Genomic DNA, 11765 nt, shown 5'->3' with positions numbered 1-11765 from the left:
GATCGTTCGGTTACTCTAACTCTGACCGCCCGTTCCTGACTACGTTTCCGCACAGGTCCTAGAGCTCGACGAAGAGTTCTCCAGACGAGGAGTTGGTCCCGCATGGCCGCCGAACTCACCGCGCACGAGCTGATCGCCCGCCACCGTCCCACCCTGGACCAGGCCCTGGAAGCGATCCGCACGCGCGCGTACTGGTCCCCGCACCCCGAGCACCCGAAGGCGTACGGGGAGAACGGCAGCCTGGACATGGCCGCGGGCAAGGCCGCCTTCGACGCCCTGCTCGGCAGCCGCGTCGAGCTGGACCAGCCCGGGACCGACGGCTGGGTGGACGGCGAGACCTCCCCGTACGGCGTCGAGCTGGGCGTGAGCTACCCGCACGCGGACCTGGACGTGCTGCTGCCCGCGATGAAGGCCGGGATGCGCGCCTGGCGTGACGCGGGCGCGGAGACCCGCGCGGTGGTCTGTCTGGAGATCCTCAAGCGGATCAGCGACCGGACCATGGAGTTCGCCCAGGCGGTCATGCACACCTCCGGCCAGGCGTTCATGATGGCCTTCCAGGCCGGCGGCCCGCACGCGCAGGACCGCGGCATGGAAGCCGTCGCCTACGCGTACGTGGAGCAGGTGCGCACGCCCGACACCGCGGAGTGGACCAAGCCGCAGGGCAAGCGCGACCCGCTCGCCCTCACCAAGAGCTTCGTCCCGGTGCCGCGCGGCATCGGCCTGGTCATCGGCTGCAACACCTTCCCGACGTGGAACGGCTACCCGGGCCTGTTCGCCTCCCTGGCCACGGGCAACGCGGTCCTGGTCAAGCCGCACCCGCGCGCGGTGCTGCCGCTCGCGCTCACCGTCCAGGTCGCCCGCCAGGTGCTCGCCGAGGCGGGCTTCGACCCGAACCTGGTGGCGCTGGCCGCCGAGCGGCCCGGCGAGGGCATCGCCAAGACGCTCGCCACGCGCCCGGAGATCCGGATCATCGACTACACGGGCTCGACGGAGTTCGGCGACTGGCTGGAGAGCAACGCGCGCCAGGCGCAGGTGTACACGGAGAAGGCCGGCGTCAACACGGTGATCGTCGAGTCCACCGACGACTACAAGGGGATGCTGTCCAACCTGGCGTTCTCCCTGTCCCTGTACAGCGGCCAGATGTGCACCACCCCGCAGAACCTGCTGGTCCCCCGCGACGGCATCACCACCGACCAGGGCCCGAAGTCCTTCGACGAGGTCGCCGCCGACCTGGCCAAGGCGGTCGACGGCCTGCTCGGCGACGACGCCCGGGCGAACGCCCTGCTGGGCGCGATCGTCAACCCGGACGTGAAGGCCCGCCTGGAGGCCGCCGCCGGTCTCGGCGAGGTCGCGCTCGCCTCCCGTGAGATCACCAACCCGGACTTCCCGGGCGCCGTGGTGCGCACACCGGTGATCGTGAAGCTGGACGGCTCCAAGCCGGACGCCGAGGCCGCCTACATGAGCGAGTGCTTCGGCCCGGTCTCCTTCCTGGTCGCCGTGGACTCGGCCGCCGACGCGACGGAGCTGCTGCGGCGCACGATCCGTGAGAAGGGCGCGATGACCGTCGGCGCGTACACGACCTCCCCGGAGGTCGAGGAGGCCGTGACGGAGGTCTGCCTGGAGGAGGCCGCGCAGCTCTCGCTGAACCTCACCGGCGGGGTCTACGTCAACCAGACGGCCGCCTTCTCCGACTTCCACGGCTCCGGCGGCAACCCGGCCGCCAACGCCGCCCTGTGCGACGGCGCCTTCGTCGCCCACCGCTTCCGGGTGGTCGAGGTACGCCGGGAGGCCTGAGCCGCCTCAGGCGGATGCGCCCCCGGTGGCGCTCCAGTGGTACAGCGTCATGGCCACACTGGTCGCGAGGTTGTAGCTGGAGACCTGGGGGCGCATCGGCAGCGCCACCAGATGGTCGGCCCGCGCCCGCAGCTCCGCCGAGAGTCCGGTGCGCTCGGAGCCGAAGGCGAGCAGCGCCTCGTCCGGCAGCTTCAGGGAGCGGATGTCCTCGCCCTCCGGGTCCAGCGCGAAGAGCGGCCCGGGCGGCAGCTCGTCCACGGTCAGGCGTTCCACGGCGGTGGCGAAGTGCAGCCCCGCCCCGCCGCGCACCACGGTGGGGTGCCAGGGGTCCAGCGTCCCCGTGGTGACGACGCCGGTCGCCCCGAAGCCGGCGGCCAGCCGGACCACGGCGCCCGCGTTGCCCAGGTTGCGCGGCTGGTCCAGGACCACCACGGGCGCGGTGCGCGGCGCGTGCGCCAGCGTCGCCAGGTTGCCCGCACGGTCCGGCCGTACGGCGAGCGCCGCGACGGCCGTGGGGTGCGGCCGCGGCACCAGCGAGGCGTACGTCGCGTGCGGCACCTCCGTGAGCAGCGCCGCCAGCGTGTCCCGCACATCCGCGGCCAGCTCGTCGGCGAGCGCCCGGGCGGCGGCCCGGTCGGCGGTGACCGCGACCAGCACCTCGGCGCCGAAGCGCACGGCGTGCTTGAGCGCGTGGAAGCCGTCGAGCAGCACGGCGTCCGGTGCGGCCCGGCGCCATACGGCCACCGGGTTCTCCGAGGTCGGGGACGGCTCGTGGGCGGGGTCGGTCATGCCGAGCAGCCTACGTGCGGGGACCGGGCACCTTGTCGGTCACCGGGGCGGCCCCCGCCGTACCCGCGGCGGGCGGACCACCCGACGGACCACCGGGCGCCCCTTCCGGGCGTCGCTGCGGCGGGACGGCGGCAACCTCCCCGCGCCCGCCCTGCCGCAGCCGTTCCCGCGCGCGTGCGGCCAGGCGGCCGGTCCGGAGCAGGAAGGACGTGGGCAGGAAGACCGCGTCGGCCGCGATCATCGCCAGGGAGAAGAAGGGCAGTCCGAGCACCACGGCGATCACCGTGTGCTCCAGGATCATGAAGGTCAGCAGGACGTTCTTGACCCGCCGGTTGAACAGCGTGAACGGGAAGGCGACCTGCACGACCACGGTCACATAGGTCACCAGCATCACCAGGGTGCCGCTCGCGGTGAACAGCTCCGCCAGCGACGGCCAGGGGGAGAAGTACTCCAGGTTGAGCGGGTAGTGGACCGCGGTGCCGTCCTGCCAGCGGGAGCCCTGGACCTTGTACCAGCCCGCCGTGGCGTAGATCAGGCACGCCTCCGCCATGATCACCAGGAGCGCGCCGTTGTGCACGACGTTCGCGACCACGTCCAGCAGGATGCGCGGCTGGTCCGTCCTGGCCAGACGCCCGGCCAGCCACCACACCGCCTGCCCGAGCCACACCGCCCACAGCAGCGCGGGTATGAACCAGTCGCCGTCCGTCCGGCCCGCCAGCGATCCCAGAAGCAGCACGAAGCCGAGGACCGCCCACAGCGCGGGGCCCACGCGGTCGGGAGTCCGCTCCCCACGCGCGCGTGCCTCCTCACCTCTGCGCGCCCGGCGCGCGTCCAGGGACCAGACCTGGCCGCAGCGGGTGAAGACGAGGTAGACCGCCATGATGTGCAGGACGTTGTCGCCGCCGTCGCCCATGAACACGCTGCGGTTCTGCAGGGTGAGGACACCGGCCATGAACAGCGCGGCCATGGTGCGGGTGCGCCACCCGAGCAGCAGGAGAAGGCTGAACAGCACGGCCAGGGTGTAGACCGCCTCGAACCAGACCTGGCTGTCCGACCAGAGCAGCACGGTGAAGGCGTCGTTCGACCCGACCAGCTGGGCGGCGAGATCCCAGGACCAGGGGCTGTCAGGGCCGTAGAGCTCCTGACGGTGGGGGTACTCCCGCAGCAGGAACAGCAGCCAGGTGAGGCCGAGGCCGATGCGCAGCACGGCGGTCTGGTAGGGGCCGAGCGCGGAGTCGGTGACCCGGGCGATCGCCCGGGAGACCGCCAGCGTCAGGCGGTTCATCCGATACCTCCCCGGGTCTCGCCCTCCGGCAGCAGCCACCAGGGCAGCACCCGGTACACGGCCTTGTCCGACACCTTCTCCCCGCTCCACGACGGCGGCGGCACCTGGGTGGTGCGCGAGCGCACCTGGACGCGCGCGACCTCGCCGTCCGCCCCCGCCGCGTCCGCCCGGTCCAGGCGCATCGCCATGATCCGCCGCAGGTACGACTCGGACAGCGCCCCCCGCAGGCCCACCGGGCGGTTGTCGTCGTCGTGCGTGGAGACGTAGAAGTCCCAGGCGCGGCGCAGCTCGTTCTGCTGGGTGTGGCTGGGGGCGAGGTTGCCGTCGATGGTCCGCCCGTCCTGCGCCGACAGGTCGTACCAGCCGGTGGTGCGGCTGGCGCCGTCCGGCGTGCGAATCTCGGCCCTGACCTGCACGGACACGTTCTGCTGGAGCGGGTTCGGGGCGAACAGCTTCCAGTTCTGCTCGAACTCCGGGTAGACCCAGTCGGCGATCGTCTCGCTGTGCTTCTTGCTCACCGTGTTCGGCGGCGCCACGTGCAGGAACGTCATGCCGAGGTGGACGCAGACCGTGACGGCGACGGCCGCGAGGGCGAGCGCGGCGCCGATCTGGTAGCGCAGGGAGAGGGCGGCGACGCCGGTGCGCGGTCCGTCGGAGGGGTCCGGCGACGGCCGCTCCGCGGCGCCGGTCCCCATGACTTCCGGCGACGGCTGCTCCGCGGCACCGGTCCCCTCGGCTTCCTGCCCCTCGCCTGCGGAAGGAGCGTCCGTCGGCGCCGCGGGTCCGGGCAGCGGGGTGCGCGGTCCCGGCACGCCCGGCTGCCCGGGCCCGTGCCGGGCGTCCGAGCCCTTGTCCTGCGCGTCCATTCCGCCCCGATCCCCGAGTCCCCGGTCCCTTGCCGCGTCCGCCCGCCCTGAGGCCTCGCCGCGCGGGGCCACGACCGCTCCGCCGCGTCGCACGGAACGGTACTCAGCCCCGGCCGCCCGGGCACAGCCCCGCCGGCGCACCGTCCCGTGGCGGTCACCACATCCGGCGCCCCACGGGCGCCGGCGGCCGGCACCGGCAGGTTATCCACAGCGGTTGACACCTTGCGGCCCCCGTCTCACCATGGAACCGCACGAACCGAACGATCGGTCGGGAGCGTGCTCAGGGAAGCATCCAGGTCGAGGGGGACCCCATGGCGACAGCAGCCGCTCGCGATACGGCCGGCAGTCCGACGGCGTACGAGGCGCCGGCGGGCCCCGGTGACACCGACGCCTTCCAGCGCGCCTTCGACGCGGCCGTGGCCGCCGACGAGCGGATCGAGCCGCGCGACTGGATGCCGGACGCCTACCGCGCCACGCTGGTGCGGCAGATCGCCCAGCACGCGCACTCCGAGATCATCGGCATGCAGCCGGAGGCCAACTGGATCACCCGCGCCCCCTCCCTGCGCCGCAAGGCCATCCTCATGGCGAAGGTCCAGGACGAGGCCGGACACGGGCTGTATCTGTACAGCGCGGCCGAGACCCTCGGCGTGAGCCGCGACGAGCTGCTCGACAAGCTGCACGCAGGCCGCCAGAAGTACTCCTCCATCTTCAACTACCCGACGCTGACCTGGGCCGACGTCGGCGCCATCGGCTGGCTGGTGGACGGCGCCGCGATCACCAACCAGGTGCCCCTGTGCCGCTGCTCCTACGGCCCGTACGCCCGCGCGATGGTCCGTATCTGCAAGGAGGAGTCCTTCCACCAGCGCCAGGGGTACGAGCTGCTGCTGGCCCTCAGCAAGGGCACCCCGGAGCAGCACGCGATGGCGCAGGACGCGGTGGACCGCTGGTGGTGGCCGTCGCTGATGATGTTCGGCCCGCCCGACGACGAGTCGCAGCACTCCGCGCAGTCGATGGCCTGGAAGATCAAGCGGCACTCCAACGACGAGCTGCGCCAGCGCTTCGTCGACATCTGCGTCCCGCAGGCGGAGTCCCTCGGCCTCACCCTCCCCGACCCGGACCTGCAGTGGAACGAGGAGCGCGGGCACTACGACTTCGGCGCCATCGACTGGTCGGAGTTCTGGGACGTGCTCAAGGGCAACGGCCCGTGCAACGAACAGCGCCTGTCCCGGCGCAGGCAGGCCCACCAGGACGGCGCCTGGGTCCGGGAGGCGGCAGCGGCCCACGCCGCCAAGCACAGCGACGACACGACGGGAGCGACGCGCGCATGACCCACACCGACTGGCCGCTGTGGGAGGTCTTCGTGCGCTCGCGCCGGGGCCTGTCCCACACCCACGCAGGCAGCCTGCACGCCCCGGACGCGGAGTTCGCCCTGCGCAACGCGCGCGATCTGTACACCCGCCGCGGCGAGGGCGTCTCCATCTGGGTCGTGCCGTCCTCCGCCGTCACGGCCTCCTCGCCCGACGAGAAGGACCCCTTCTTCGAGCCGTCCGCCGACAAGCCCTACCGGCACCCGACCTTCTACGAGATCCCCGAGGGGGTGCAGCACCTGTGACCACGACACCCGCCCCGGACACGGTCCCCACGGCCGCCGCGCTCGCCCTCGGCGACGACGCCCTGGTGCTCTCCCACCGCCTCGGCGAGTGGGCCGGGCACGCCCCCGTGCTGGAGGAGGAGGTCGCCCTCGCCAACATCGCGCTCGACCTGCTCGGCCAGGCCCGGGTGCTGCTGTCGATGGCCGGCGACGAGGACGAGCTGGCCTTCCTCCGCGAGGAGCGCGCCTTCCGCAACCTCCAGCTGGTGGAGCAGCCAGGCGGCGACTTCGCCCACACCATCGCCCGCCAGCTGTACTTCTCGGTCTACCAGCACCTTCTGCACGACCGCCTGGCCTCCGGCGACGGCCCCTTCGCCCCGCTGGCCGGCAAGGCCGTCAAGGAGGCCGCCTACCACCGCGACCACGCCGAGCAGTGGACCCTGCGCCTCGGCGACGGCACGGACGAGAGCCACGCGCGCATGCAGCGGGCCGTGGACGCGCTGTGGCGCTTCACCGGCGAGATGTTCCAGCCCGTCGAGGGGATCGACGGCGTCGACTGGCCCGCTCTGGAGCGCGACTGGCTGGGCGTGATCGAGGACGTGCTGGGCCGCGCCACGCTCACCGTGCCCGACGGCCCCCGCACGGGAGCCTGGAGGGCCGGCGCGGGCCGCCAGGGCCTGCACACCGAGCCGTTCGGCCGGATGCTCGCCGAGATGCAGCATCTGCACCGCAGCCACCCGGGGGCGACATGGTGACCACCACGCCCCTGGAGGAGCAGCTGCTGGAGCTCGCCGGCTCGGTGCCCGACCCGGAGCTGCCCGTGCTGACCCTGCGCGAGCTGGGCGTGGTCCGCGCGGTGCGGGCGCACGGCACGGACAGCGTCGAGGTCGACCTCACCCCGACCTACACCGGCTGCCCGGCCGTCGAGGTGATGAGCCTCGACATAGAGCGCGTGCTGCGCGAGCACGGCGTCCGCGAGGTCACGGTGCGCACGGTCCTCGCCCCCGCCTGGTCGACCGACGACATCACCGACGAAGGCCGCCGCAAACTGCGGGAGTTCGGCATAGCCCCGCCGCGCACGGTCGCCGCGTCCGGTCCCGTGCGGGTCGAGCTGGGCCCCACGCGCACCCGCGACGGCGACAGCGCCGACGGGACGCGGGAGCCCATCCTCTGCCCGCACTGCGGCTCCCCCGAGACCGAGCTGCTCAGCCGTTTCTCCTCCACCGCGTGCAAGGCGCTGCGCCGCTGTCTGGCCTGCCGTGAACCGTTCGACCACTTCAAGGAGTTGTGATGACCCGCTTCCACCGGCTCCGGGTGGCCGCGGTCGACCGGCTCACCGACGACTCCGTCGCACTCACCCTCGCCGTCCCCCCGGAGCTCCGCGAGGAGTACCGCCACCTCCCCGGGCAGCACCTCACGCTGCGCCGCGTCGCCGACGGCGAGGAGATCCGCCGCACCTACTCGATCTGCTCCCCCGCCCCCGACGGCGAGGCGCCCAGCACCCTGCGGGTGGGCGTGCGCCTGGTGGAGGGCGGCGCCTTCTCCACGTACGCGCTGAAGGAGATCGGCCTCGGCGACGAGCTGGAGGTCATGACCCCCGCGGGCCGCTTCACGCTCCCCCCGGCCCCCGGGCTCTACGCGGCCGTGGTCGGCGGAAGCGGCATCACCCCGGTGCTGTCGATCGCCTCGACGCTCCTGGCCCGTGAGCCGGAGGCACGGTTCTGCCTGATACGCAGCGACCGGACGACCGCCTCCACGATGTTCCTGGAGGAGGTCGCCGGCCTGAAGGACCGCTTCCCCGACCGGTTCCAGCTGGTGACGGCCCTCTCCCGGGAGGAGCAGCAGGCCGGGCTGCCGTCCGGGCGGCTGGACCAGGAGCGGCTGGCCTCGCTGCTCCCGGCACTGCTGCCGGTGGACCAGGTCGACGGCTGGTTCCTGTGCGGACCGTACGGACTGGTGGAGGGCGCCGAGCGGGCGCTGCGCGGGCTGGGCGTCTCCCGCTCCCGAATCCATCAGGAGATCTTCCACGTGGACTCCGGACCGTCCGCCTCCGCCGGCGCCTCGGCCGCCCCCGCGCACAGCACGGTGACGGCGCGGCTCGACGGACGCGGCGGCACCTGGCCCGTCCAGGCGGGCGAGTCCCTGCTGGACACGGTGCTGCGCAACCGCCCCGACGCGCCCTACGCCTGCAAGGGCGGCGTGTGCGGCACCTGCCGTGCGTTCCTGGTCTCCGGCGAGGTGCGCATGGACCGCAATTTCGCCCTGGAGTCGGAGGAGACGGAGGCGGGATACGTCCTGGCCTGCCAGTCGCACCCGGTCACGGAGAAGGTCGAGCTGGACTTCGACCGCTGACGCTCCGACACCGCTGGTCCCGTCCCGCGGGGCGGGACCGGCGCGCAGGACGCCTCCAGGGCGTCCCGAGCATGCCGGGCGACCGTCCGTCAGATCACGTGCCCCGGCTGTCCGTCGTCCGTGACGACGGGACGCCCCACGGCCTCCCACACCTGCATGCCGCCGTCCACGTTCACGGCGTCGATGCCCTGCTGGGCCAGGTACATGGTGACCTGGGCCGAGCGTCCGCCGGAGCGGCAGATCACATGGATCCGGCCGTCCTGCGGGGCGGCCTCGGTCAGCTCGCCGTAGCGGGCGACGAACTCGCTGATCGGGATGTGCAGCGCGCCTTCGGCGTGGCCGGCCTTCCATTCGTCGTCCTCACGGACGTCCAGCAGGAAGTCGCCGTCCTTGAGGTCGCCGACCTGGACCGTGGGCACACCAGCTCCAAAACTCATGCCCCCGACGCTACCGGACCGGGCACGCCCGCCGGCCGTCGTCCACGGGCCGCCTCAGTCCTGCAGCGCCGCCAGCTCCGCCTCGCGCTCGGCCACCTGGGCCCGCAGCTGCGCGGCGATGTCCTCGAGCAGCCCGTCGGGGTCGTCGGGCGCCAGCCGCAGCATGGAGCCGATGGCGCTCTCCTCCAGGTTCCTGGCGAGCAGGGTGAGCAGTTCCTTGCGCTCGGAGAGCCACTCCAGGCGGGCGTACAGCTCCTCCGCGGGGCTGGGGACCCGCTTCAGCTCCGGTCCGGCGGCCCACTCCTCGGCGAGCTCACGCAGCTCGTCCGCGTTGCCGCGGGCGTAGGCGGCGTTGACGCGGGTGATGAACTCCTCACGGCGGGCGCGCTCCTTCTCCTCCTGCGCCAGGTCGGGGTGCGCCATGCGGGCCAGCTCGCGGTAGAGCTTGCGGGCCTCCTCGCTGGGCCGCACCCGCTGCGGGGGACGCACCGGCTGGTCCGTGAGCATGGCGGTGGCCTCGGGGAACAGGCCGTCCCCGTCCATCCAGCCGTTCATCAGCTCCTCGACGCCGGGGATCGGCATGAGCCGGGCACGCGCCTCCTCGGCCTTGCGCCGGTCCTCGGGGTCGTCGCTGCGGGACGCCTTGATCTCGAGAATCCGGGCGTCCAGCTCCTCGAGGCGGGCGTACACGGGGCCCAGCTTCTGTTCGTGCAGCCGGGCGAAGTTCTCGACCTCGACGCGGAACGTCTCCACGGCGATCTCGAACTCGATCAGCGCCTTCTCCGCCGCCCGCACGGCCTGTTCCAGCCGCTCCTCGGGCCGCGTCGCGCCATCGCCGGCGGGCGTACGCTGCGCGCCGGCGCCTTCACCCTGGTCACCTTCCGAGGTCGTCACCCGGACAGCGTAGGCCACCCGCGGCGACGGCACGCCCCGTCGCCGGGACCTGCGCCGGCGCCCGGCAGGGACGTCCCATGGCGGACCGGCTCAGGACCGACCCGGGAGCGACCCAGGACCGGCCAAGGGCCGGCCCCGGACCGTCTCAGACCCCCATCTCCGCGGCAATCCGCCCCGCGCGCACCGCAGCCACCAGATCCGCGTGATCGGCCTCGGTGCGGTCGGCGTAGGCGACGGCGAACGCGGCGACCGCCTCGTCCAGCTCGTCGTTCTTGCCGCAGTACCCGGCGATCAGGCGGGGGTCGGCGCTGTGGCTGTGGGCGCGGGCCAGCAGGGCGCCGGTCATGCGGCCGTAGTCGTCTATCTGGTCGGCGGCCAGCGCGGCCGGGTCCACGCTGCCCTTGCGGTTGCGGAACTGGCGCACCTGGTACGGCCGCCCGTCGACGGTGGTCCAGCCGAGCAGGCTGTCGCTTATCACCTGCATCCGCTTCTGCCCCTCGACCACACGGCGGCCCTCGTGCTCCGGCGCGGGGGCGTCGAAGCCGGCGGCGGGGAGGTGGGGCACCAGCGCCGAGGGGCGGGCCTCCTTGACCTGGAGAACGAGCGGCTCGCCCCGGTGGTCGAGGAGCAGCACGACGTAGGAACGGGTGCCGACGCTGCCGGTGCCGACGACGCGGAACGCCACGTCGTGCACGGCGTAGCGGGCGAGGAGGGGGTGGCGGTCGGCCGGGAGCGTGGCGAGGTACTGCTCGAGGGAGGAGGCGACGGCGAACGCCTCGGCGTCGGGGACGCGGCGCAGCACGGGCGGGGCGTCGACGAAGCGGCGTCCGCCGTCCTCGGTGCGCTCGGTGGACTTGGCGGCGAAGCGGCCGCTGGTGTTGGCGCGGGCCTTCTCGGCGACCCGCTCCAGGGTGCCGACGAGGTCGTGCGCGTCGGTGTGGGAGACGAGCTCCTCGTCCGCGATGGCGTTCCACGCGTCCAGCGCGGGCAGCTTGGCCAGCAGGCGCATCGTGCGGCGGTAGGCGCCCACCGCGTCCTGGGCGGCCGCGCGGCAGACGTCCTCGTCCGCTCCGGCCTCCCGCCCGGCGAGCACGAGGGAGGCGGCGAGCCGCTTGAGGTCCCACTCCCAGGGGCCGTGCACGGTCTCGTCGAAGTCGTTGAGGTCGATGACCAGGCCGCCGCGGGCGTCCCCGTAGAGGCCGAAGTTGGCCGCGTGGGCGTCGCCGCAGATCTGGGCGCCGATCCCGGTGACGGGCGTACGGGCCAGGTCGTGGCCCATGAGGCCGGCGGAACCGCGCAGGAAGGCGAACGGGGTGGCCGCCATGCGGCCGACGCGGATGGGCGTCAGTTCGGGCAGCCGGCCGCGCCCGGACTCCTCGACGGCGGTCACGGCGTCGGGGCGGGCCGCGTCCAGGTCCAGGGCGGCGTGGGCGCTCCGGGGGACCCGCGCACGCAGCGCCTTGCCCTCCTGCTTGGGCGTGCCGACGGCGGGCCAGCGGCCGAATCCCGGCACCTGCGGCAGCCGCGGTCCGGTCCCGGCGCCCGTCGCTCCGGACGCCACGGCGTCCCCTTCGGCCCCTCCGTCTCGGGCGTCGCTCATCACGTCCGCCTCCCCCCATGTACATGTGTGCGGTGCACACCCGTCGACATCGATCGAGCAGACCGTACAGCCGGCGGACGTGCGGGCGGCAGCCCTGTGGACAACGCACAGCCTGTGGACAGCCGGACGCGACGACAACACCCCTTCAACCGACCGC

Annotated in this window: 12 protein-coding genes; 6 read left to right on the top strand and 6 right to left on the bottom strand. The window is 73.3% G+C overall.

The window, feature by feature from the left end; all coding sequences use genetic code 11:
* Positions 1 to 102 precede the first annotated feature (102 nt).
* The gene (gene paaN / locus AY578_RS16565) at positions 103 to 1794 is read left to right on the top strand and encodes a phenylacetic acid degradation protein PaaN (protein ID WP_161108885.1); all 1692 of its coding nucleotides are present in this window, start codon (positions 103 to 105) and stop codon (positions 1792 to 1794) included.
* A 6-nt stretch (positions 1795 to 1800) separates the two neighbouring features.
* On the opposite strand, the gene AY578_RS16560 is transcribed toward paaN, so the two are convergent.
* The 3 genes from AY578_RS16560 to AY578_RS16550 are packed head-to-tail and all read right to left on the bottom strand — an operon-like array spanning position 1801 to position 4734.
* The gene (locus AY578_RS16560) at positions 1801 to 2583 is read right to left on the bottom strand and encodes a TrmH family RNA methyltransferase (RefSeq protein WP_258902883.1); all 783 of its coding nucleotides are present in this window, start codon (positions 2581 to 2583) and stop codon (positions 1801 to 1803) included.
* A gap of 10 nt (positions 2584 to 2593) precedes the next feature.
* Complete coding sequence (locus AY578_RS16555; protein WP_161108883.1) at positions 2594 to 3868, bottom strand: HTTM domain-containing protein; 1275 nt, start codon at positions 3866 to 3868, stop codon at positions 2594 to 2596.
* A complete protein-coding gene (locus AY578_RS16550) occupies positions 3865 to 4734 on the bottom strand; it encodes a DUF5819 family protein (protein ID WP_137208704.1) in 870 nt (289 codons plus the stop codon). The genes AY578_RS16555 and AY578_RS16550 overlap by 4 nt, the downstream gene beginning before the upstream one ends.
* A 311-nt stretch (positions 4735 to 5045) precedes the next feature.
* Between AY578_RS16550 and paaA the strand changes: the two genes are divergently transcribed.
* From paaA to AY578_RS16525, 5 genes are read left to right on the top strand one after another with little or no spacing between them, the layout of a single operon-like run.
* Positions 5046 to 6062 carry a 1,2-phenylacetyl-CoA epoxidase subunit PaaA gene (gene paaA / locus AY578_RS16545; RefSeq protein ID WP_215048897.1) on the top strand — a complete coding sequence of 339 codons (1017 nt, stop codon included), beginning with the start codon at positions 5046 to 5048 and terminating at the stop codon, positions 6060 to 6062.
* Positions 6059 to 6346, top strand: coding sequence for a 1,2-phenylacetyl-CoA epoxidase subunit PaaB (gene paaB, locus AY578_RS16540; RefSeq protein WP_019526615.1), 288 nt, complete (start codon positions 6059 to 6061; stop codon positions 6344 to 6346). Before paaA ends, paaB begins: the two co-directional genes overlap by 4 nt.
* On the top strand, positions 6343 to 7080 hold the full coding sequence (gene paaC / locus AY578_RS16535; RefSeq protein WP_136238702.1) for a 1,2-phenylacetyl-CoA epoxidase subunit PaaC: 738 nt from the start codon (positions 6343 to 6345) through the stop codon (positions 7078 to 7080). The genes paaB and paaC overlap by 4 nt, the downstream gene beginning before the upstream one ends.
* A complete protein-coding gene (gene paaD, locus AY578_RS16530) occupies positions 7074 to 7616 on the top strand; it encodes a 1,2-phenylacetyl-CoA epoxidase subunit PaaD (protein ID WP_019526617.1) in 543 nt (180 codons plus the stop codon). The genes paaC and paaD overlap by 7 nt, the downstream gene beginning before the upstream one ends.
* Positions 7616 to 8677 carry a 2Fe-2S iron-sulfur cluster-binding protein gene (locus AY578_RS16525; RefSeq protein WP_136238701.1) on the top strand — a complete coding sequence of 354 codons (1062 nt, stop codon included), beginning with the start codon at positions 7616 to 7618 and terminating at the stop codon, positions 8675 to 8677. The genes paaD and AY578_RS16525 overlap by 1 nt, the downstream gene beginning before the upstream one ends.
* An 89-nt stretch (positions 8678 to 8766) precedes the next feature.
* Here the strand turns inward: AY578_RS16525 and AY578_RS16520 are convergent, their stop codons facing one another.
* The 3 genes from AY578_RS16520 to AY578_RS16510 all read right to left on the bottom strand — a co-directional run bounded on the left by AY578_RS16520 (position 8767) and on the right by AY578_RS16510 (position 11608).
* Positions 8767 to 9096 carry a rhodanese-like domain-containing protein gene (locus AY578_RS16520; RefSeq protein WP_136238717.1) on the bottom strand — a complete coding sequence of 110 codons (330 nt, stop codon included), beginning with the start codon at positions 9094 to 9096 and terminating at the stop codon, positions 8767 to 8769.
* A gap of 72 nt (positions 9097 to 9168) precedes the next feature.
* Entirely contained in the window at positions 9169 to 10008 is an 840-nt protein-coding gene (locus AY578_RS16515; RefSeq protein ID WP_020700200.1) for a hypothetical protein, read from the bottom strand.
* Between the two features lie 145 nt (positions 10009 to 10153).
* Entirely contained in the window at positions 10154 to 11608 is a 1455-nt protein-coding gene (locus AY578_RS16510) for a DUF2252 domain-containing protein (protein WP_258902880.1), read from the bottom strand.
* Positions 11609 to 11765: the final 157 nt, after the last annotated feature.

Origin of the sequence: Streptomyces thermocarboxydus (genome assembly GCF_024760485.1) — a bacterium.
GTDB classification, from domain to species: domain Bacteria; phylum Actinomycetota; class Actinomycetes; order Streptomycetales; family Streptomycetaceae; genus Streptomyces; species Streptomyces cellulosae.
This window is presented reverse-complemented; position numbering and strand designations above follow the sequence as displayed.

Bases quoted from the DNA above. Each gene is read 5' to 3' on its own strand.
- paaA (WP_215048897.1), top strand. From the start codon at position 5,046: ATGGCGACAGCAGCCGCTCGCGATACGGCCGGCAGTCCGACGGCGTAC.
- AY578_RS16560 (WP_258902883.1), bottom strand. From the start codon at position 2,583: ATGACCGACCCCGCCCACGAGCCGTCCCCGACCTCGGAGAACCCGGTG.
- AY578_RS16510 (WP_258902880.1), bottom strand. From the start codon at position 11,608: ATGAGCGACGCCCGAGACGGAGGGGCCGAAGGGGACGCCGTGGCGTCC.
- paaN (WP_161108885.1), top strand. From the start codon at position 103: ATGGCCGCCGAACTCACCGCGCACGAGCTGATCGCCCGCCACCGTCCC.
- AY578_RS16525 (WP_136238701.1), top strand. From the start codon at position 7,616: ATGACCCGCTTCCACCGGCTCCGGGTGGCCGCGGTCGACCGGCTCACC.
- paaD (WP_019526617.1), top strand. From the start codon at position 7,074: ATGGTGACCACCACGCCCCTGGAGGAGCAGCTGCTGGAGCTCGCCGGC.
- paaB (WP_019526615.1), top strand. From the start codon at position 6,059: ATGACCCACACCGACTGGCCGCTGTGGGAGGTCTTCGTGCGCTCGCGC.
- AY578_RS16550 (WP_137208704.1), bottom strand. From the start codon at position 4,734: ATGGACGCGCAGGACAAGGGCTCGGACGCCCGGCACGGGCCCGGGCAG.
- AY578_RS16555 (WP_161108883.1), bottom strand. From the start codon at position 3,868: ATGAACCGCCTGACGCTGGCGGTCTCCCGGGCGATCGCCCGGGTCACC.